Here is an 18610-nt window from a genome sequence, read left to right on the forward strand (position 1 = left end):
GGGAAGAAGGAAGTCAGGAAACTGTGACATGAAGTTCTATGCACGAAGAATCGGGTTCTACGCGTTCACGCTCTGGGCCGCGATCTCCATCAACTTCCTTCTTCCCCGGCTCATGCCGGGGAACCCGGCGGACATCATGATCGCCAAGATGCAGCGGGCCGGCGGTGATGTCTCCGAGACCACCATCCGCAACATCAAGCTCCTGCTCGGTGGCGACGACTCGTCGCTCTGGGACCAGTACCTGGCGTACTGGGGGCGGATGTTCCAGGGAGACCTCGGGGTCTCGGTCACCAAGTTCCCCACACCCGTGACGGAGCTGATCGCCGCGGCACTGCCCTGGACGCTGATCCTCGTCGGCACGGCGACCGTCATCTCCTTCGTCCTCGGAGTCCTGCTCGGCGCCTGGGCGGGATGGAAGCGCGGAACCTGGGTCGATCACCTGATCCCCGCGACCACCGTCCTGCAGTCGATCCCGTACTTCTGGATGGCTCTGATCCTGGTCGCCGTGTTCGCGGTGGGCCTGGGCTGGTTCCCGATCTTCGGGGGCTACGACGTCTTCGACTTCCCGGATGGCCCCGAGCCGACCTGGGCCTTCTTCAGCGACGCCGTGGCGCACGCGTTCCTCCCGGCGGTCACGATCGTGATCAGCTCGGTCGGCGGGTGGATGTTCGGGATGCGCAACATGATGGTCTCCACGCTCGCCGAGGACTACGTGCTCACCGCCGAGGCGAAGGGACTGCGGCCCCGTCGCATCCTCACCACCTACGCGGCACGCAACGCGGCGATCCCGTCGATCGCGGGCTTCTCGATCACGCTCGGCTTCGTGGTCGCCGGCTCCATCGTCATGGAGCAGGTGTTCACCTACCCGGGTATCGGCAAGCTGATGTTCCAGGCCGTCACCAACAACGACTACGCACTGATGCAGGGACTCTTCCTCGTCATCACGATCACGGTGCTCGCCGCCAACTTCTTCATGGACCTCGTCTATGGCTTCATCGACCCGAGGGCTCGCCAGAATGTCTGACACGAAGAACCCGCTCCTGACACAGGAACCGCCCATCACGGCGCCGGCCAGCACGATCTCGCTGGCGACGCAGCAGGGACGCAGGCGCCGCCGCATCCTCCCGAGCACCTCGCCGAAGTTCATCGTGGGATCGATCCTGGTCCTCGCGATCGTGCTCTTCGCGATCATCGCGCCCTTCTTCACGCAGAATCCGCGCAGCACGGCGAACCCGGCGCTGCAGCCGCCGTCGGCCGAGCACTGGCTCGGCACGACGAAGCTCGGCAACGACGTGTTCGCACAGTTGGCGATCGGTGCTCAGGGGTCCCTGATGGTCGGCATCGTCGCCAGTTCGATCGCCATCGTGCTCTCGCTCCTGTTCGGCGTGCTGGCCGGCTATCTCGGCGGCTGGCGGGAAGACGGGCTCGCCCTCATCACGAACGTCATGATCGTGATCCCCGGCCTGCCGCTCGTGATGGTGATCGCCTCCTTCGTGCCTCAGCGCACCTGGCAGCTCGTCGCCATCTTCCTGGGCATCACGTCCTGGGCGGGCGCCGCCTACGTGCTGCGGCTGCAGACGCGCTCGCTGCGCACCCGCGACTACGTCTATGCGGCGAAGGTCGCGGGCGAGCGGTCGTTCCGAGTGATCCTCGTCGAGATCATGCCCAATCTGCTTCCGCTGCTCACCGCGCAGTTCCTCTTCGCGCTCATCTTCGCGATCCTGGGCGAGGCGGGGCTGTCGTATCTCGGACTCGGGCCGACCGACTCGATCACCTGGGGGACCATCCTCAATGACGCGCAGTCGGGCCAGGCTCTCGGACGCGGAGCATGGTGGTGGTTCATCCCGCCGGGGTTGATGATCGCCCTGCTGGGTGCGGGACTCGCGCTGATCAACTTCGCGATCGACGAGGTCATCAACCCGAAACTGCGCAACGCACCCGACGCCGCGCGCCGTGTGCGCAAGGCCGCGAAGACCAAGGGGGTCACCGCATGAGTGAGCCGGTGTTGTCGGCGCGGAATGTGTCGATCGAGTATGAGGTGGATCCGCCGGTGAGGGCGGTGCGTGATGTGTCGTTGACGTTGCATCGGGGGGAGATTCTGGGGTTGGCGGGGGAGTCGGGGTGTGGGAAGACGACTCTGGCGTATGGGATGAATCGGTTGTTGAAGGCGCCGGCGTTGATGACGGGTGGGGAGATCGTGTTCCATGACCGGGATGGTCATGACATTGATGTCGTGGGTTTGGGTGGGGAGGGTTTGCGGGCGTTCCGGTGGGACAAGATCTCGATGGTGTTCCAGGGGGCGATGAACTCGTTGAATCCGGTGATCAGTGTGAAGGCGCAGATCTTCGACATCTTCGACACGCATCGACCCGGTATGAGTAAGAAGGCGAAGACGGCGCGGGCGGAGGAGTTGTTGTCTTTGGTCGGTGTGGACCCTGTCCGTCTGACGAGTTTCCCGCATGAGCTTTCGGGTGGGATGCGGCAGCGGATGATGATCGCGATGGCTCTGGCGTTGGATCCGCAGGTGATGATCATGGATGAGCCGACGACGGCGTTGGATGTGGTGGTGCAGCGGGGGATCATCCGGGAGATCATGCGGTTGCGGGAGAAGTTGGGGTTCGCGGTGATCTTCATCACGCATGATCTGCCGATGTTGATCGAGATCAGTGATCGGATCGCGATCATGTTGCAGGGGCAGATCGTGGAGGAGGGGACGGCGGAGGAGATCTATCGGTCTCCGCAGCACGAGTACACGAAACGGTTGTTGTCGAGCTTCCCGTCGCTCAAGGGTGAGCGGGGCGACTTCGTCCGCACCGGTGTCAGCCAGGAGGGCGTCCGATGAGCACTCACACGACCACCACCGTGACCGGGACGGGCGTGCCGGAGCCGGCGCGGTTGGAGGCGCGGAATCTGGTGAAGGACTTCCATTTGCGGTCCGGGTTCCGCACGAGCGTTCTGCATGCGGTGAAGGATGTGTCGTTCACGCTCGAGGCGGGTAAGACGGTCGCTCTGGTGGGGGAGTCGGGGTCGGGGAAGTCGACGATCGCGCGGATGCTGATGAAACTGGAGACCCCCACCAGTGGGGAGATCTTGTTGGACGGGAAACCGTCGGGGACTCGGGGGCGGGCGCTGGGGCGGTATCGCGCGGATGTGCAGATGGTGTTCCAGGACCCGTTCGCGTCGTTGAACCCGTTCCACACGATCGTGCATCATCTGGAGCGGCCGATCCGTCTGCATCACCCGGAACTCAACGGCGGGCAGGTGCGCGAGCGGGCGGTGGAACTCCTGGAGCGGGTGCGGTTGACGCCGGGGGAGTCTTACGCCGAACGGCGCCCGCACGAGTTGTCGGGCGGGCAGCGTCAGCGTGTCGCGATCGCGCGGGCGTTGGCGCCGGGGGCGCGGTTCATCGTCGCGGACGAGCCGGTGTCGATGTTGGACGTGTCGATCCGGCTCGGGGTGTTGAACCTGCTCGCGGACCTGCAGCGCGAGGAGAACCTCGGCGTGCTCTACATCACGCACGACCTGGCCACGGCCCGCCACTTCTCCGATGAGATCATGGTGCTCTACAAGGGCGACGTCGTCGAACGCGGACCCGCAGACGAGGTCATCCTCAACCCGCAACACGACTACACCAAGACACTCCTCGGAGCCGCACCCGAACCCGACAACCTCGGCCGCCTCCGCGACGAAGTCCGCACCGAACTCGGCATCGCGCACTGACGGGCTCGCCCGTCCATCCCGTTCGCCCCCGTCGCGGTGCCGGCCCCGGAACGGGGGAAGGCACCCGCTACACTGAGACCACAACTGAAGACAGGCCGAATGACCCACGCGGGAGAGCCCCGGCGAACGCAGCCGGGCACCGAAGGAGCAAGCCTCCCCGCCAATCTCTCAGGTACGCGTACCGCGCGGTTCCGGCCACTCTGAAAAGCGATCCCGCCTCGTGCGGATCCGCCGACGGTGAAAGCCCCGCCTCTGCGCACGGGTGAAGCTCTCAGGCCCATGACAGAGGGGGAGTTCCGAGGAGCGGCGCCGCCGCCGTTCCGCCCGACACAGCCCGGGAGAACTCCATGTCCGACCCCCGCTACACCCCGCTGCGCGAACGCCATGAGGCGCTCGGTGCATCGTTCACCGACTTCGGCGGCTGGCAGATGCCGGTGCGCTACACCTCCGACCTCGCCGAGCACCACGCAGTGCGCCGGACCGCCGGCATCTTCGACATCTCGCACATGGCGGAGTTCCTGGTGACCGGTGAGTCGGCAGCAGCCTTCCTCGATTACGCTCTCGCCGGCCGCATCTCGGCGATGCCCGTCGGTAAGGCGAAGTACTCGCTGATGCTCGCGGAGAACGGGGGCATCGTCGACGATGTCATCGCGTACCGGCTGGCCGAGGACCGCTACCTGGTGATCGCGAACGCCGGCAATCGGGGCTTCGTCGATTCGGCGTTCGCGAGGCGCGTCCGTGACTTCCCATCGCTCATCGAGCGCGAGCTTCCCCCGCGCGCGCCGGGCGAGGAGCGCAGCTTCGCCGGCTTCCTCGGGGATCGAGGAGTCGACGTCGAAGACGTGTCCGACTCCTTCGCGCTCATGGCCGTGCAGGGTCCGAACGCCGAGGCCATCCTCGCAGCGACAGGCGCCATCACCGATGTCAGCATCCCCTGGGCCGAGCAGAAGTACTACGCCTGGGCGTCGGCGAACTTCGCCGGCAAGCCGCTGGTCCTCGCCCGCACCGGGTACACCGGGGAAGACGGCTTCGAGCTTCTCGTCTCGACCGACGACGCGGCCGCCCTCTGGGATGAGCTGCTCGCAGCCGGCGAACCCCACGGTCTCGTCCCGGCCGGCCTCGCCGCGCGCGACACCCTGCGCCTCGAGGCGGGGATGCCCCTCTACGGGCACGAGCTGAGCCTCGAGACTCTGCCGGCGCAGGCGGGCCTCGGTCGCGTCGTCGTGACCGCCAAGGAGCAGTTCGTCGGCAAGGAGGCACTCTCCACCGCTGCCGAGTCTGGCGGAGCATCCGAAGTCCCCGTCCTGGTCGGGCTCGTCGCCGAGGGCAAGCGGGCCGGACGCGCCGGGTATGCCGTCGTTGACGCCGACGGAGCGGCTCTCGGAGAGATCACCAGCGGCGCTCTGAGCCCGACCCTCGGTCATCCGATCGCGATGGCCTACGTGCATCCTTCTTCCGCCGAGGAGGGAACCGAAGTATTCCTTGATGTGCGGGGGACCAGGATCCCCGCGACCGTGACCGCCCTGCCTTTCTACCGGAGGACCAAATGACCGACCTCGCAGCCCTCAGCTACACCGAAGAGCACGAGTGGATCGCCGCCGACGGCGACACCGTGACCATCGGCATCACCGATTACGCCGCCGAGAAACTGGGCGACGTGGTGTTCGTCGAGCTCCCCGCCGTCGGCACCGAGATCACCGCAGGGGCGGTCGTCGGCGAGATCGAATCGACCAAGTCGGTCGGTGAGCTCTACGCCCCCGTCACCGGCACCGTCGTCGAGATCAACGACGCCGCCGTCGACGACCCGTCGCTCGTCAACGCGGCGCCGTTCGAGGGCGGATGGCTGCTCAAGGTCAGCGTCGCAGCCGGCGCGCTCGACGGACTGCTCGACCGCGACGCCTACGTCGCACTCACGGAGGGCTGATCCACCAGTGGTCACTTTCGCCGATCGTCACATCGGACCCACGGACGCCGCCCAGCACACGATGCTCCGTGCGCTCGGCATTGACGCCTCCGCGGCGGGTGATGCGCTGAGCTCCGTCGAAGCGCTGATGCGCCAGGCCGTGCCCGCATCGATCTACACCGGACCGTCGACGGATGCCGTGTCCTCGCGCATCCCGGCCGCGGCGAGTGAGACCGAGGCTCTCGCCGAGCTGCGGACGCTCGCCTCGCGCAACACGGTGAACCGACCGATGATCGGCCTCGGCTACCACGGCACCATCACCCCGCAGGTGATCCAGCGCAACGTGCTGGAGAATCCCTCCTGGTACACCGCGTACACGCCGTACCAGCCGGAGATCTCGCAGGGGCGCCTGGAGGCGCTCATCAACTTCCAGACCATGGTCGCCGAGCTCACCGGGCTCACCACGGCCAACGCGTCGATGCTCGACGAGTCGACGGCCGTCGTCGAGGGCATGCTGCTCGCTCGGCGCGCCTCGAAGTCCGGGTCCAACGTGTTCGCGGTCGACTCGGATGCGCTCCCGCAGACCAGGGCCATGCTCGCCACCCGTGCGGAAGCCCTGGGCATCGAGCTCGCCTCGGTCGACTTCGCCGCGGGCGAGGAGCTGCCCGCCGAGCTGTTCGGCGTCTTCGTGCAGTACCCCGGCGCATCGGGGCGGGTCTGGGACCCGTCCGCCGTCTTCGACGCGGCTCACCTCGCCGGCGGTCTCGCCGTCGCCTCTGCCGATCTGCTCGCCCTCACACTGATCGCATCGCCCGGTTCGCTCGGTGCAGACGTCGCGGTCGGCACCACGCAGCGGTTCGGAGTCCCGATGGGCTTCGGCGGCCCGCACGCCGGCTACATGGCGGTCCGCGCCGGCCTCGAGCGCCAGCTCCCCGGGCGACTCGTCGGCGTCTCGATGGACGCCGACGGGAAGCCGGCGTACCGACTCTCGCTGCAGACGCGCGAGCAGCACATCCGCCGCGAGAAGGCGACCTCGAACATCTGCACCGCCCAGGTGCTGCTGGCCGTCATGGCGTCGATGTACGCGGTGTACCACGGTCCCGACGGGCTCCGTGCGATCGCGTCGGAGGCGGCGACGAAGGCCGCGCTGCTGCGCGACTGGCTGGCCGAGGCGGGTGCCCAGGTCGTGCACGATTCGTTCTTCGACACCCTCACCGTTCGGGTTCCCGGACGCGCGGCCGAGTTCGCCGCGCAGGCGCGTGACGGCTACGGCATCCTGCTTCGCGTCGCGGACGCCGACACGATCGGGATCTCGGTCGACGAGACGACCACGGTGACCGAGCTGCACCAGGTCGCGATGGTCTTCGGCGGTGCGCAGGAGCGGGTGTTCGGCTTCGCCGACGGCTCGAACGCACTGCCCGAGGCTCTGCACCGCCAGGACGACTACCTCACGCATCCCGTCTTCCACTCGCACCGGAGCGAGACCGCCATGATGCGGTATCTGAAGAGCCTCTCCGACCGCGACTACGCACTCGATCGCGGCATGATCCCGCTGGGCTCCTGCACGATGAAGCTCAATGCGGCCACCGAGATGGCAGCCATCACGTGGCCGGAGTTCGCCGGCATCCACCCGTTCGCGCCGGCGGCAGACGTGGCGGGCTACCTGGAGCTCATCGATCAGCTCGAGGGCTGGCTCGCCGAGGTCACCGGGTACGACGCCGTCTCCCTGCAGCCGAACGCGGGTTCGCAGGGCGAGCTCGCCGGCCTGCTCGCGATCCGCGGCTACCACCACGCGAACGGCGACGAGCACCGCACGGTGTGCCTGATCCCGTCGTCGGCGCACGGCACGAACGCGGCATCCGCGGTGCTCGCCGGCATGAAGGTCGTCGTCGTCGCGACCGACGAGCTCGGCAACGTCGACCTCGACGACCTGCGCGCGAAGATCGCCCAGCATGCTGACGTGCTCTCGGCCCTGATGATCACCTACCCCTCCACGCACGGCGTGTACGAGGAGCAGGTCGTGGAGATCACGTCCGCCGTGCACGGCGCGGGCGGGCAGGTCTACGTCGACGGCGCGAACCTCAACGCCCTGCTCGGCTACGCGCGCTTCGGAGACCTCGGCGGCGACGTCTCGCACCTCAACCTGCACAAGACGTTCGCCATCCCGCACGGCGGCGGCGGTCCCGGTGTCGGGCCCGTTGCGGCGAAGGCGCATCTCGCCCCGTTCCTGCCCTCGCACCCGCTCGCGCAGAGGGCCGAGCACTTCGGCGGCCACACGTTCGACGGCGGAGTCATCTCGGCCGCGCCCTACGGATCCGCGGGCATCCTGCCGATCTCGTGGGCCTACGTGCGCATGATGGGCCCCGACGGACTGCGACGGGCAACCGCAGCGGCCGTGCTCTCGGCGAACTACATCGCCGAGCGCCTGAGCGCACACTTCCCGGTGCTGTACACCGGCGAGAACGGCCGGGTGGCGCACGAGTGCATCCTCGACCTGCGTCCGCTCAAGGAGGCCACCGGCATCACCGTCGACGACGTCGCCAAGCGCCTCATCGACTACGGGTTCCACGCGCCGACCATGTCGTTCCCGGTCGCCGGCACGTTGATGGTCGAGCCGACGGAGTCGGAGGACCTCGACGAGATCGAGCGCTTCATCGAGGCGATGATCATGATCAAGGCGGAGGCCGACGCGGTGGCGGCAGGACGCTGGCCCGCCGAGGACAACCCGCTGGTGCACGCACCGCACACCGCGGTCTCCCTGATCGCGGGGGAGTGGAGCCACGCATACTCCCGAGAGGATGCCGCGTACCCCGTGCACAGCCTGATCGCCGGCAAGTACTGGCCTCCGGTGCGCCGGATCGACCAGGCCTACGGTGACCGCAACCTCGTGTGCGCCTGCCCGCCCGTGGAGGCTTTCGCCTGAGCTGCGTGCTCGTCTGCGCAACCGGCGCCGCGCTTCCGTGCAGGAGGCCCGGCGCCGGTCGCGTTTCCCTGTGTTTCGCAGATGTTTCGGATGATCACCACTCAGTAACAGTTCGTTAGCTGAGGACGGCGCTCGCGAAGCCGCGGGTTACGCTCAGGTATCCCTGCGTGCTCGATGGTGAGCGTGCAGACTCAGCACTGTCCACAGGAGGACGAAAAGTGAAAAGAAACAGGACTGCCCTCGCGGGCACCGCTCTGCTTGCCGTCGGCGCGATCGCTCTCGCCGGCTGCGCATCCGGCGGCGACAACGGCAGTGGCGAAGAAGGCGGCGAAGCGTCGACCGGAATCGTCACGGTTCAGAGCAACGAGCCCCAGAACCCGCTCCTCCCGGCCGTGACCAACGAGGTCGGCGGCGGACTCGTTCTGCAGAACATCTTCGCCGGGCTGGTCTACTACGAAGCCGATGGCGCACTCGCCAACGACCTCGCCGACTCGATCGAGTCGGACGACAACCAGACCTGGACCATCAAGATCAAGGAAGGCGAGGAGTTCAGCGACGGCACCCCCGTGACCGCTGACTCCTTCGTCGAGGCGTGGCAGTACGCGGCGTCCGACCCCGCCTTCGAGAACCAGTGGTGGTTCGCGAACTTCTCCGGCTACAGCGCCGACGCCGTGAAGGAAGACTCCCTCGCGCTCGAGGTCGTCGACGACACGACCTTCACCGTCGAGCTCGCCGCCCCGCAGTCGGACTTCCCGACCACGCTCGGCTACCAGGTGTTCGCACCGCTGCCCGAGTCGTTCTTCGAGGACCCCGAGGCCTTCGGCCAGGCTCCCGTCGGAAACGGCCCGTACGTCCTGGACAAGTGGGAGCACGACTCCGTGATCTCGCTGCTTCCGAACGAGAGCTACGACGGTCCCCGTAAGGCGCAGAACGGCGGGGTCGACCTCGTCAGCTACGCCACCGCCGAGGCCGCTTACACCGACCTGCTCTCGGACAACCTCGACGTGATCAACCCCGGCGTGCCGCCGACGGCTCTGGCCACGTACAAGGATGACCTGGGCGACCGTGCCGTCGACCAGCCGGCCGCGATCTGGGAGGGTCTGACCATCCCCGCGCGTCTCGCACACTTCGGCAACGACGAAGAGGGCAACCTGCGTCGTCAGGCCATCTCGTACGCGATCGACCGCGAGGAGATCACCGACGTGATCTTCGAGGGCACCCGTACGCCGGCCGTCGACTACACCTCGCCGGTCATCGCGGGCTGGAACGACGAGATCGCCGGCTCCGAGGTCACGCACGCCGACGCCGCCAAGGCGAAGGACCTGTGGGCTCAGGCCGACGCCATCTCCCCGTGGAGCGGCACGTTCACCATCGCGTACAACGCCGACGGCGGACACCAGCCGTGGGTCGACGCGGTCTCCAACCAGATCAAGAACACGCTGGGCATCGACGCCGCCGGTCAGTCCTTCCCCGACCTGGCGACGCTCCGCGAGGAGATCAAGAACCGCTCGCTGAACGCCGCGACGCGTTCGGGCTGGCAGTTCGACTACCCGGGTGCCTACAACATCCTGGGCGCGCTGTTCATCACGGGTGCCGGTTCCAACGACGGCGACTACGCGAACGCCGAGTACGACAAGCTCGTGCAGGAAGGTTCCACGGCACCGTCCGTCGAGGAGGGCAATAAGCTCTTCGAGCAGGCACAGGAGGTCCTGTTCAAGGACCTGCCCGTCCTGCCCCTCTGGTACCGCTCGACCAATGCCGGTTTCTCCACGCTCGTCGACAACGTCGAGTACGGCTGGGACAGCTGGCCGATCGTGTACGAGATCACCAAGGCCGGCGAGTAACACTCCCGCTCTGATCTGAACCCGCCGTGCGGGGCGATGCGTCAGCGTCGCCCCGCACGGCGCGGTTCGGTTCGCGCTATGACTGCCTACATCATCCGTCGCCTGCTCCAGGCGATACCCGTCTTCCTCGGGGCGACCTTCCTGATCTTCTCGATGGTCTTCCTGCTTCCCGGCGACCCGATCCTCGCTCTGTTCGGTGACAAGACACCGACCGACGCGCAGTACGCCGCCCTCCAGGCCCAGTACCACCTGGACCAGCCGTTCTTCACGCGCTACCTGATCTACCTCGGCGACCTGTTCCGAGGCGACCTCGGCACGACCTTCCGCGGCCAGAGCGTCAACGAGATCCTCGCGGCGAAGTTCCCGGTGACTCTGCGTCTCGCCCTGCTCGCGATCGTCATCCAGCTGCTCTTCGGAGTGGTCGTCGGTCTCATCTCCGGTCTGCGCAAGAACAGCCTGTTCGACCACGCCTCGATGCTGGTGAGCCTCCTGCTCATCTCGATCCCGGTGTTCGTCCTGGCCTTCATCGCGCAGTACTTCCTCGCCATCGAACTGCATCTGTTCCGCCCGACGGTGGGCAGAGGCGCGCCCTGGTCGGATCTGATACTCCCGGCGATCGTGCTCGCGGCGCTGAACTTCGCCTACGTCGTCCGGCTCACCCGCAACTCGGTCATCGAGACGCGGCAGCAGGACTTCGTGCGGATGGCGTTCGGCAAGGGCCTCCCCACGCGGCGCGTCATCCCGGTGCACGTGCTGCGCAACTCGCTCATTCCCGTCACGACGAACCTCGCTGCCGACTTCGGCATCCTGATCGTCGGTGCCACCGTCACCGAGGGTGTGTTCAACGTGCCCGGTATCGGCAATGAGCTCTTCAAGGCCATCAACCAGCACGACGGACCGGAGATCGTCTCGATCGTCACGGTGCTCGTCGTGATCTACGTCCTGGTCAACCTGTTCATCGACCTGCTCTACGGTGTGCTCGACCCGAGGATCCGCTATGTCCGATAAGCCGTCCGTCCGCCGCATGGCGCATTATGTGGCCGAGTCCGACGAGGGCGGCCTCGGTGCCGTCGACGCCGTCCGCGTCAGTGAGCGCAAGAGCAACCTGTGGCTCGATGCGTGGCGCGACCTCCGTGGTCGCTGGATGTTCTGGACCGCCGGCGTCTTCGTCGTGATCCTGGTCATCGTCGCCTCGTTCCCCGATCTGTTCGCTCCGGTCGACCCGTTCGCCTGCTCGCTGTCCGACTCGAACGCCGGTCCTCGTGAGGGGCATCCGTTCGGGTTCAACTTCCAGGGCTGCGACGTGTACTCGCGCGTCGTGCACGGGGCGGGCACCTCGCTGTCCGTCGGCATCCTGGTGACGATCATCATCGCCGCCATGGGAATCGTGATCGGCGCGTTCGCCGGCTTCTTCGGAGGCTGGATCGACTCGCTGCTCATGCGCATCGGCGACATGTTCTTCGCGATCCCCTACGTGCTGGCCGCGGTCGTGATCATGTCGATGTTCCTGGACAACCGGAACATCCTCGTGGTCTCCCTCGCCATCGGCTTCTTCGGATGGCCGGCGGTGGCGCGCATCCTGCGCGCCGAGATCCTGCGCGTGCGCTCCGCGGACTACGTGATGGCATCCGAGGCGCTCGGGGTCTCCCGGGTGCGGACGATGTTCTCGCACGTCATGCCGAACTCGATCGCCCCGGTGATCGTGCTGAGCACCGTGGGTCTGGCTGCCGCCATCACAGCGGAGGCGACCTTGTCCTTCCTGGGCGTCGGCCTGCCGCCTTCGTTCATCTCCTGGGGCAATGACATCGCGCAGGCGCAGATCCGTCTGCGCACCGACCCGATGCCCCTGATCTATCCGTCGATCGCTCTCTCCCTCACCGTGCTGTCGTTCATCATGCTCGGCGAGACGGTGCGAGATGCGCTCGACCCGAAGGCGAGGGCACTGCGATGACCGCCGACTACAACCCCGACGTCCCCCTGCTCTCGGTCGAGAACCTCGAGGTCGCGTTCAAGACACAGGACGGCTTCGTCCCTGCGGTCCGCGGCGTCAGCTTCGACATCTACCCGGGCGAGACGATGGCGATCGTCGGTGAGTCCGGTTCGGGCAAGTCGACGACCGCGCACGCGATCATCAACCTGCTGCCCGGCAGCGGGAAGGTCACGGGTGGCGCCGTCAAGTTCGAGGGTCGCGACCTGACGAAACTCGGACGCTCCGAGATCGAGCATGTGCGCGGCAACCTCATCGGCCTGGTTCCCCAGGACCCGATGAACAGCCTCAACCCCGTGCATCGCATCGGCTTCCAGGTCGAGGAGACCATCCTCGCCAACGGGCAGGCCGATGGACGCAAGGCCGCACGCAAGCAGGCGATCCAGGTGCTGAAGGAGGCGGGACTGGCGGATGCCGATCGGCGTCTTCGGCAATTCCCGCACGAGTTCTCCGGCGGCATGCGTCAGCGGGTGCTCATCGGCATCGGGCTGTCGTCCGATCCGAAGCTGCTCATCGCCGACGAGCCCACCAGCGCGCTCGACGTCACCGTGCAGAAGCGGATCCTCGATCACCTCGACACCCTCACGAAGGAGCGCAACACCGCGGTCCTGTTCATCACCCACGACCTCGGCCTCGCCGCGGAGCGGGCGGAGAACCTCGTCGTGATGCACCGCGGACGCATCGTGGAGTCGGGCCCTGCGCTCGAGATCCTCCAGAATCCGCAGCATCCGTACACGCAGCGACTGGTCGCAGCGGCGCCGAGCCTGGCGTCGAAGCGCATCCAGACCGCGGTGTCCGGAGAGGTGGACCCTCTCGCCGAGGTGCTCACGGAGGCCACGGGGACGGTCGACCTCGCGTCGATCGCCCATACCGAGGTCGTCCCCGCTGAGCCGGTCATCGAGTTCCGCGATGTGACGAAGGTCTACCGCATCCGGGGGAACGGCTTCCGCTCCAGTGACTTCACGGCGGTCGACAAGATGTCGTTCCAGGTGCCCAAGGGCTCCACGATGGCGATCGTGGGCGAATCGGGTTCCGGCAAGTCGACCGCCGCCAAGATGCTGCTGCGGCTGGAGACGAAGACGTCGGGATCGATCCTCGTGAACGGTCGGGACACCGACACGCTCTCGCGGCCCGAGCTCCAGGCGCTGCGTCGCCAGATGCAGCCGGTGTTCCAGGACCCGTACGGGTCTCTGGATCCGCTCCACAACATCGGCAACACGGTGGCGGAGCCGCTGCGGGTGCACGGTGTCGGCGACACCGCCTCGCGTCGCAAGCGCGTCCTCGAGGTGCTCGACCAGGTGGCGCTGCCGTCGAGCGTGGCGGAGCGGTATCCGAATGAGCTCTCGGGCGGTCAGCGTCAGCGCGTCGCCATCGCCAGGGCCCTCGCGCTCAAGCCGGAGATCGTCGTCCTCGACGAGGCCGTGTCGGCGCTGGACGTGCTGGTGCAGGCACAGGTGCTGAATCTGCTCGCCGAACTCCAGTCCGAGCTCGACCTGACGTATCTGTTCATCACCCACGACCTCGCGGTCGTGCGAGTGATCGCGGATCGGGTCTGCGTGATGGAGCAGGGGCGCGTCGTCGAGCACGGCACGGTCGACGACATCTTCGCGAACCCGCAGGAGGAGTACACGGAGCGTCTGCTCCAGGCGATCCCCGGCGCATCGATCGCCCTCGGCGGTCATCGAGAGTGATGACCGACGACAGGTCGGAGGGCGTGCGGACGTTCCGCGCGCCCTCCGGCCCCGCCGCTCTGGTGATCGGGGCCGCGCTGGCCCTGTTCCTGCTGGGCGATGCCGTCCTGCGCGCCGGTTGGGGCCAGATGCTGCTCCTGGCGCCGTGGGTGCTGCTGGTGCTCTGGCTCGTGTACGTGAACTCGTTCGCATCCTCCGTGCGCATCGACGATGACGGAGTCACCGTCCAGAACCTCCTCCGGCGCATCGAGTTCGGATGGCAGCGCGTGCGCGCCGTCGACCTGCGCTGGCAGCTGGTCTTCTCCCTCGACGACGGCAAGGATCTCTCCTGCTACGGCGGTCCTGCCAAGGCCGGTCCGGTCCGGATGCCGTCGCGCGGCGACGCGGAGGAGAAGGTGCCTGCCGGCATCCGCGCCCTCACCGAGATCGAAGAACGGTGGCAGGCGGCGCCGGACACGGCCGATGCCCCGATCCGCCGCAGCTGGGACCGTCCTGCGACGATAGCGCTGGTCGTGATCGTCGTGTGGGCTGTCCTCGCGATCCTCATCGCGAACGCGGGCTGAGCGCGGTCGTCCCTGCGGTGGAGCTCCGCTCAGCCGGGGAGGCCGAACAGGTCGGGCCAGGTCGCCGCCGCCCACGGGTAGCCCACGAACGCGGTCGCATCGATCAGGAAGTGCGCCACGAGGAACGGCATGAGGCGACCCGTGCGCTGGTAGAGCCAGCCGAACAGCAGACCCATCGCAAGATTGCCGATGAACGCGGGGTAGCCCTGGTACAGGTGGTAGCTCGCGCGCAGGACGGATGTCGCGATGATGATCGGCCAGGGGCCCCAGCCGAGCTGCCGGAGTCGGGTGAACAGGTAACCGAGCAGGATGAACTCCTCCTGCAGGGCCGCGCGTGCCGCAGCCAGCAGCAGGACCGGCACGGTCCACCAGTAGGTGTCGAGTCCCGCCGGGTCTATCGCGACGGTCAGACCCAGCGCGCGCCCGCCGAGATAGAGCGCGAGACCGGGGATGCCGATCGCCAGGACGAGGAGGATGCCGCGCCCCGCGTCCCGTGCGACTCCGGTGCCGTCGAGACCGAGTCGTTCGAGGTGCGGTCGGCGGGACTGCCAGAGCAGGAAGCACACCAGGAGCACCGGGACGATCGAGAATCCGATCGCGAGCACCTGGTAGATGAGGTCGAACACCTCGCGGTCGCTGCGTGAGGGGTTGAGCTTCGCCACCTGGTCGGCGATGGGCACCGTGTCGGTGAGGCGGTAGGCGAGCTGAACGATCGCGTACACGGCCGACTGGCCGAGGCCGAGCGCGAGGACGATGGCGATCTCCCACCACAGCCGCGCGCGAGAGGGGGCGGGGGAGGTGTCGGGGAGGACTCCCGGAGCCTGCGGATGGGTCACGATCTCGATGCTACGACCCGTATTCAGGAACAAGCCCTGAGCTTGCGTTATCCTGGAACGTCGGCTTCCCGGCAACATCCCACATCTTTTAGGACACCTGCATGGCGCACGCCCTCCGTTCTGACCTCCGCAACGTCGCAATCGTCGCCCACGTCGACCACGGCAAGACGACCCTCGTCGACGCCATGCTGCGTCAGACGGGCTCCTTCGGCGAACACGCTCACGTCGATGAGCGCGCCATGGACTCGAACGACCTGGAGCGTGAGAAGGGCATCACGATCCTCGCCAAGAACACGGCGATCACCTACAAGGGCAAGCACGCCCACGGCAAGGAGATCACGATCAACGTGATCGACACCCCCGGCCACGCCGACTTCGGTGGCGAGGTCGAGCGCGGCCTCTCCATGGTCGACGGTGTCGTGCTCCTGGTCGACGCGAGCGAGGGCCCGCTGCCGCAGACCCGCTTCGTGCTGCGCAAGGCGCTCGAGTCCAAGCTTCCGGTCATCCTGCTGGTCAACAAGACCGACCGCCCCGACGCGCGCATCGCAGAGGTCGAGGAAGAAGCGCACGACCTGCTGCTGGGTCTCGCCTCCGACCTGGTCGACGATGTGCCCGACCTCGACGTCGACGCGCTGCTCGACGTGCCGGTGGTCTACGCCTCCGGTCGTGCCGGTGCGGCGTCGCAGAACCGCCCGGCCGATGGCTCGCTGCCCGACAACGATGACCTCGAGCCGCTGTTCGAGGCGATCCTCGAGCACGTCCCCGCGCCGTCCTACGACGACGAGCACCCTCTTCAGGCCTGGGTCACGAACCTCGACTCCAGCCCGTTCCTCGGCCGCCTCGCACTGCTTCGCGTCTTCAACGGCACCCTGAAGAAGGGCCAGACCGTCGCCTGGGTCCGAGCCGACGGCACGCACCAGAACGCGCGCATCACCGAGCTCCTCAAGACCCGCGCGCTCGAGCGCTACCCCGCTGATTCCGCAGGCCCCGGCGACATCGTCGCGATCGCGGGCTTCGAGAACATCACGATCGGCGAGACCATCGCCGACCCCGAGGACGTGCGTCCGCTGCCGGCCATCACGGTCGACGACCCCGCCATCTCGATGACCATCGGCACCAACACCTCGCCGCTCATGGGCAAGGTCAAGGGCCACAAGCTCACCGCTCGCATGGTCAAGGACCGTCTCGACAAGGAGCTCATCGGAAACGTGTCGCTCAAGGTCGTCGACATCGGACGACCGGATGCCTGGGAGGTGCAGGGCCGCGGAGAGCTGGCTCTCGCCATCCTCGTCGAGAACATGCGCCGTGAGGGCTTCGAACTCACCGTCGGCAAGCCGCAGGTGGTCACGAAGAAGATCGACGGCAAGACCTACGAGCCCTTCGAGCACCTCACGATCGACACTCCCGAGGAGCACCTCGGCGCGATCACGCAGCTGCTCGCGAACCGCAAGGGCCGCATGGAGAACATGACGAACCACGGCACCGGCTGGGTGCGCATGGAGTTCATCGTCCCGTCGCGCGGCCTGATCGGATTCCGGAGCGAGTTCCTGACCACGACTCGCGGCACCGGCATCGCGAACGCGATCTCGCACGGCTACGAGCCGTGGGCGGGCTCCATCACGACGCGTCAGAACGGCTCGATCGTCGCAGACCGTCAGGGCGTCGTCACCCCGTTCGCCATGATCGCCCTGCAGGAGCGCATGTCGTTCTTCGTGCAGCCCACGCAGGAGGTCTACGAGGGAATGGTCATCGGCGAGAACTCCCGTGCCGACGACATGGACGTGAACATCACCAAGGAGAAGAAGCTCACCAACATGCGTGCGGCGAGCTCCGACACCTTCGAGTCGATGACGCCGCCGCGCCAGCTCACCCTGGAGGAGAGCCTCGAGTTCGCCCGCGACGACGAGTGCGTCGAGGTGACCCCGGAGGTCGTCCGCATCCGCAAGGTGAACCTCGACGCGAACACCCGTGCGCGTGAGACCGCTCGCCTGAAGCGTCAGGACGCGAACGTCTGAGTCCAGACTCGGAGACGCTCCGAGTGAGAGGGCCTCGTGCCGCCGAAGAGGGCGCACGGGGCCCTCTTCTCATGTAAATCCCAGGTGAGGTATGGTTTTCGTTCAGGTTCATGGTTCAGAGTGGGTCACTTGCGCCTGGGACGAGCTCCCGATGAGTCTCCTGCGAGGGCGTACGACCACCCGAAAGTCGAACCCATGCTTCAGAAGACCCGTGCGCTTCGGCGCGCTTCCGCGGCGGCATCCGCCCGCACCGCGGCCCACCGCCCCATGACCATCCTCGGCGTCGCATCGGCCACGCTCGTCGGCATCACCCTGAGCGTCGGCCTCGCCTCCACTCCCGCAGTGGGCGCCATCAACGCCGCCTCCGCCGTCACCGCTCCCGCTCTGGCCGGCGCCGAGCCGCTGGCGCAGATCGCGGAAGACGCGTCCGCGACCCTGACGCAGGCGAAGGGTGCCGTCGCGGCGGCGGAGACCCTGAGGTCCGAGGTCGTCGCCTCCGGACTCGATGTCGGCGCGGTGACATCCGTCGACACCTCCGACCTCGAGAACGATATCGAGAAGCTCGACGACATCGATGTGACACCGGCGCTTCTGGTCGGCGTCCTCGCCGACAAGGCGGAGGAGGAGACGGCGGATGTCGTCGCCGACACCGAAGAGCTTCGGGGTGCGCTCACAGCCGCGCAGGAGAAGCAGGCCGCGGAGGAGGCCGCCAGGATCGCGGCGGAGCAGGCGGCGGCGCAGGCCGCAGCGGAGCAGCAGGCGGCCGCCGCGCTGGCCGCGGCCAACACCCCCGAGGGGGCCAAGGCGTCCGCGCAGCAGATCATGTCGAGCACCTACGGATGGGGCGGCGATCAGTTCTCCTGCCTGAACTCCCTCTGGAACAAGGAGTCCGGCTGGAACTACCAGGCCTACAACCCGAGTGGAGCCACCGGCATCCCGCAGGCTCTGCCCGGCGGCAAGATGGCGTCCGCCGGTTCCGATTGGCAGACGAACGCGGCCACCCAGGTCGCCTGGGGTCTCGGATACATCTCGTCGGTGTACGGCACGCCGTGCAGCGCGTGGTCGCATTCTCAAGCCATGAACTGGTACTGACGCCGGTGGTGCCGCTGAGGATCCTGTAGCCGGAGG

At 67.2% G+C, this 18610-nt stretch carries 15 protein-coding genes and 1 riboswitch; of the genes, 14 read left to right on the forward strand and 1 reads right to left on the reverse strand.

The annotated features are described in order from the left end of the window. The first annotated feature begins 28 nt into the window (after positions 1-28). The 12 genes from CQ045_RS00385 (at position 29) to CQ045_RS00440 (ending at position 14631) form a co-directional block, all read left to right on the forward strand. The gene (locus CQ045_RS00385; protein WP_105720728.1) at positions 29-1024 is read left to right on the forward strand and encodes an ABC transporter permease; all 996 of its coding nucleotides are present in this window, start codon (positions 29-31) and stop codon (positions 1022-1024) included. Further along, positions 1017-1994 (forward strand): ABC transporter permease, encoded by a 978-nt coding sequence (locus CQ045_RS00390; protein WP_105720729.1) that lies wholly within the window; start codon positions 1017-1019, stop codon positions 1992-1994. The genes CQ045_RS00385 and CQ045_RS00390 overlap by 8 nt, the downstream gene beginning before the upstream one ends. Next, a complete protein-coding gene (locus CQ045_RS00395; RefSeq protein ID WP_105720730.1) occupies positions 1991-2842 on the forward strand; it encodes an ABC transporter ATP-binding protein in 852 nt (283 codons plus the stop codon). The genes CQ045_RS00390 and CQ045_RS00395 overlap by 4 nt, the downstream gene beginning before the upstream one ends. Next, positions 2839-3720, forward strand: coding sequence for an ABC transporter ATP-binding protein (locus tag CQ045_RS00400; protein ID WP_105720731.1), 882 nt, complete (start codon positions 2839-2841; stop codon positions 3718-3720). The genes CQ045_RS00395 and CQ045_RS00400 overlap by 4 nt, the downstream gene beginning before the upstream one ends. 99 nt (positions 3721-3819) lie before the next feature. Then, positions 3820-3914: riboswitch (glycine riboswitch) on the forward strand. A gap of 153 nt (positions 3915-4067) precedes the next feature. Continuing rightward, positions 4068-5270 carry a glycine cleavage system aminomethyltransferase GcvT gene (locus tag CQ045_RS00405; RefSeq protein WP_105720732.1) on the forward strand — a complete coding sequence of 401 codons (1203 nt, stop codon included), beginning with the start codon at positions 4068-4070 and terminating at the stop codon, positions 5268-5270. Next, positions 5267-5644, forward strand: a complete 378-nt coding sequence (gene gcvH / locus CQ045_RS00410) for a glycine cleavage system protein GcvH (RefSeq protein WP_105720733.1) — start codon at positions 5267-5269, stop codon at positions 5642-5644. The genes CQ045_RS00405 and gcvH overlap by 4 nt, the downstream gene beginning before the upstream one ends. Before the next feature lie 61 nt (positions 5645-5705). Next, the gene (gene gcvP / locus CQ045_RS00415) at positions 5706-8546 is read left to right on the forward strand and encodes an aminomethyl-transferring glycine dehydrogenase (protein ID WP_374955009.1); all 2841 of its coding nucleotides are present in this window, start codon (positions 5706-5708) and stop codon (positions 8544-8546) included. Between the two features lie 218 nt (positions 8547-8764). Then, complete coding sequence (locus CQ045_RS00420; RefSeq protein ID WP_105720735.1) at positions 8765-10390, forward strand: ABC transporter substrate-binding protein; 1626 nt, start codon at positions 8765-8767, stop codon at positions 10388-10390. A gap of 78 nt (positions 10391-10468) precedes the next feature. Next, positions 10469-11398 (forward strand): ABC transporter permease, encoded by a 930-nt coding sequence (locus CQ045_RS00425; protein WP_105720736.1) that lies wholly within the window; start codon positions 10469-10471, stop codon positions 11396-11398. Continuing rightward, positions 11388-12341: an ABC transporter permease gene (locus tag CQ045_RS00430; protein ID WP_105720737.1), complete on the forward strand. Its 954-nt coding sequence runs from the start codon at positions 11388-11390 to the stop codon at positions 12339-12341. The genes CQ045_RS00425 and CQ045_RS00430 overlap by 11 nt, the downstream gene beginning before the upstream one ends. After that, positions 12338-14068, forward strand: a complete 1731-nt coding sequence (locus tag CQ045_RS00435) for an ABC transporter ATP-binding protein (RefSeq protein WP_105720738.1) — start codon at positions 12338-12340, stop codon at positions 14066-14068. Before CQ045_RS00430 ends, CQ045_RS00435 begins: the two co-directional genes overlap by 4 nt. Next, complete coding sequence (locus CQ045_RS00440) at positions 14068-14631, forward strand: PH domain-containing protein (protein ID WP_105720739.1); 564 nt, start codon at positions 14068-14070, stop codon at positions 14629-14631. Before CQ045_RS00435 ends, CQ045_RS00440 begins: the two co-directional genes overlap by 1 nt. Before the next feature lie 29 nt (positions 14632-14660). Here CQ045_RS00440 and CQ045_RS00445 read toward each other — a convergent pair whose 3' ends face one another. Further along, positions 14661-15467: a CPBP family intramembrane glutamic endopeptidase gene (locus CQ045_RS00445; RefSeq protein WP_258130828.1), complete on the reverse strand. Its 807-nt coding sequence runs from the start codon at positions 15465-15467 to the stop codon at positions 14661-14663. Positions 15468-15568: 101 nt separating this feature from the next. Here CQ045_RS00445 and typA point away from each other — a divergent pair, with 101 nt between their 5' ends. After that, positions 15569-17482 carry a translational GTPase TypA gene (gene typA, locus CQ045_RS00450; protein ID WP_105720741.1) on the forward strand — a complete coding sequence of 638 codons (1914 nt, stop codon included), beginning with the start codon at positions 15569-15571 and terminating at the stop codon, positions 17480-17482. A gap of 195 nt (positions 17483-17677) precedes the next feature. Beyond that, positions 17678-18574, forward strand: a complete 897-nt coding sequence (locus CQ045_RS00455) for a phospholipase (protein WP_105720742.1) — start codon at positions 17678-17680, stop codon at positions 18572-18574. Positions 18575-18610: the final 36 nt, after the last annotated feature.

Source organism: Microbacterium sp. MYb66, assembly GCF_002979435.1.
Classification (GTDB): domain Bacteria; phylum Actinomycetota; class Actinomycetes; order Actinomycetales; family Microbacteriaceae; genus Microbacterium.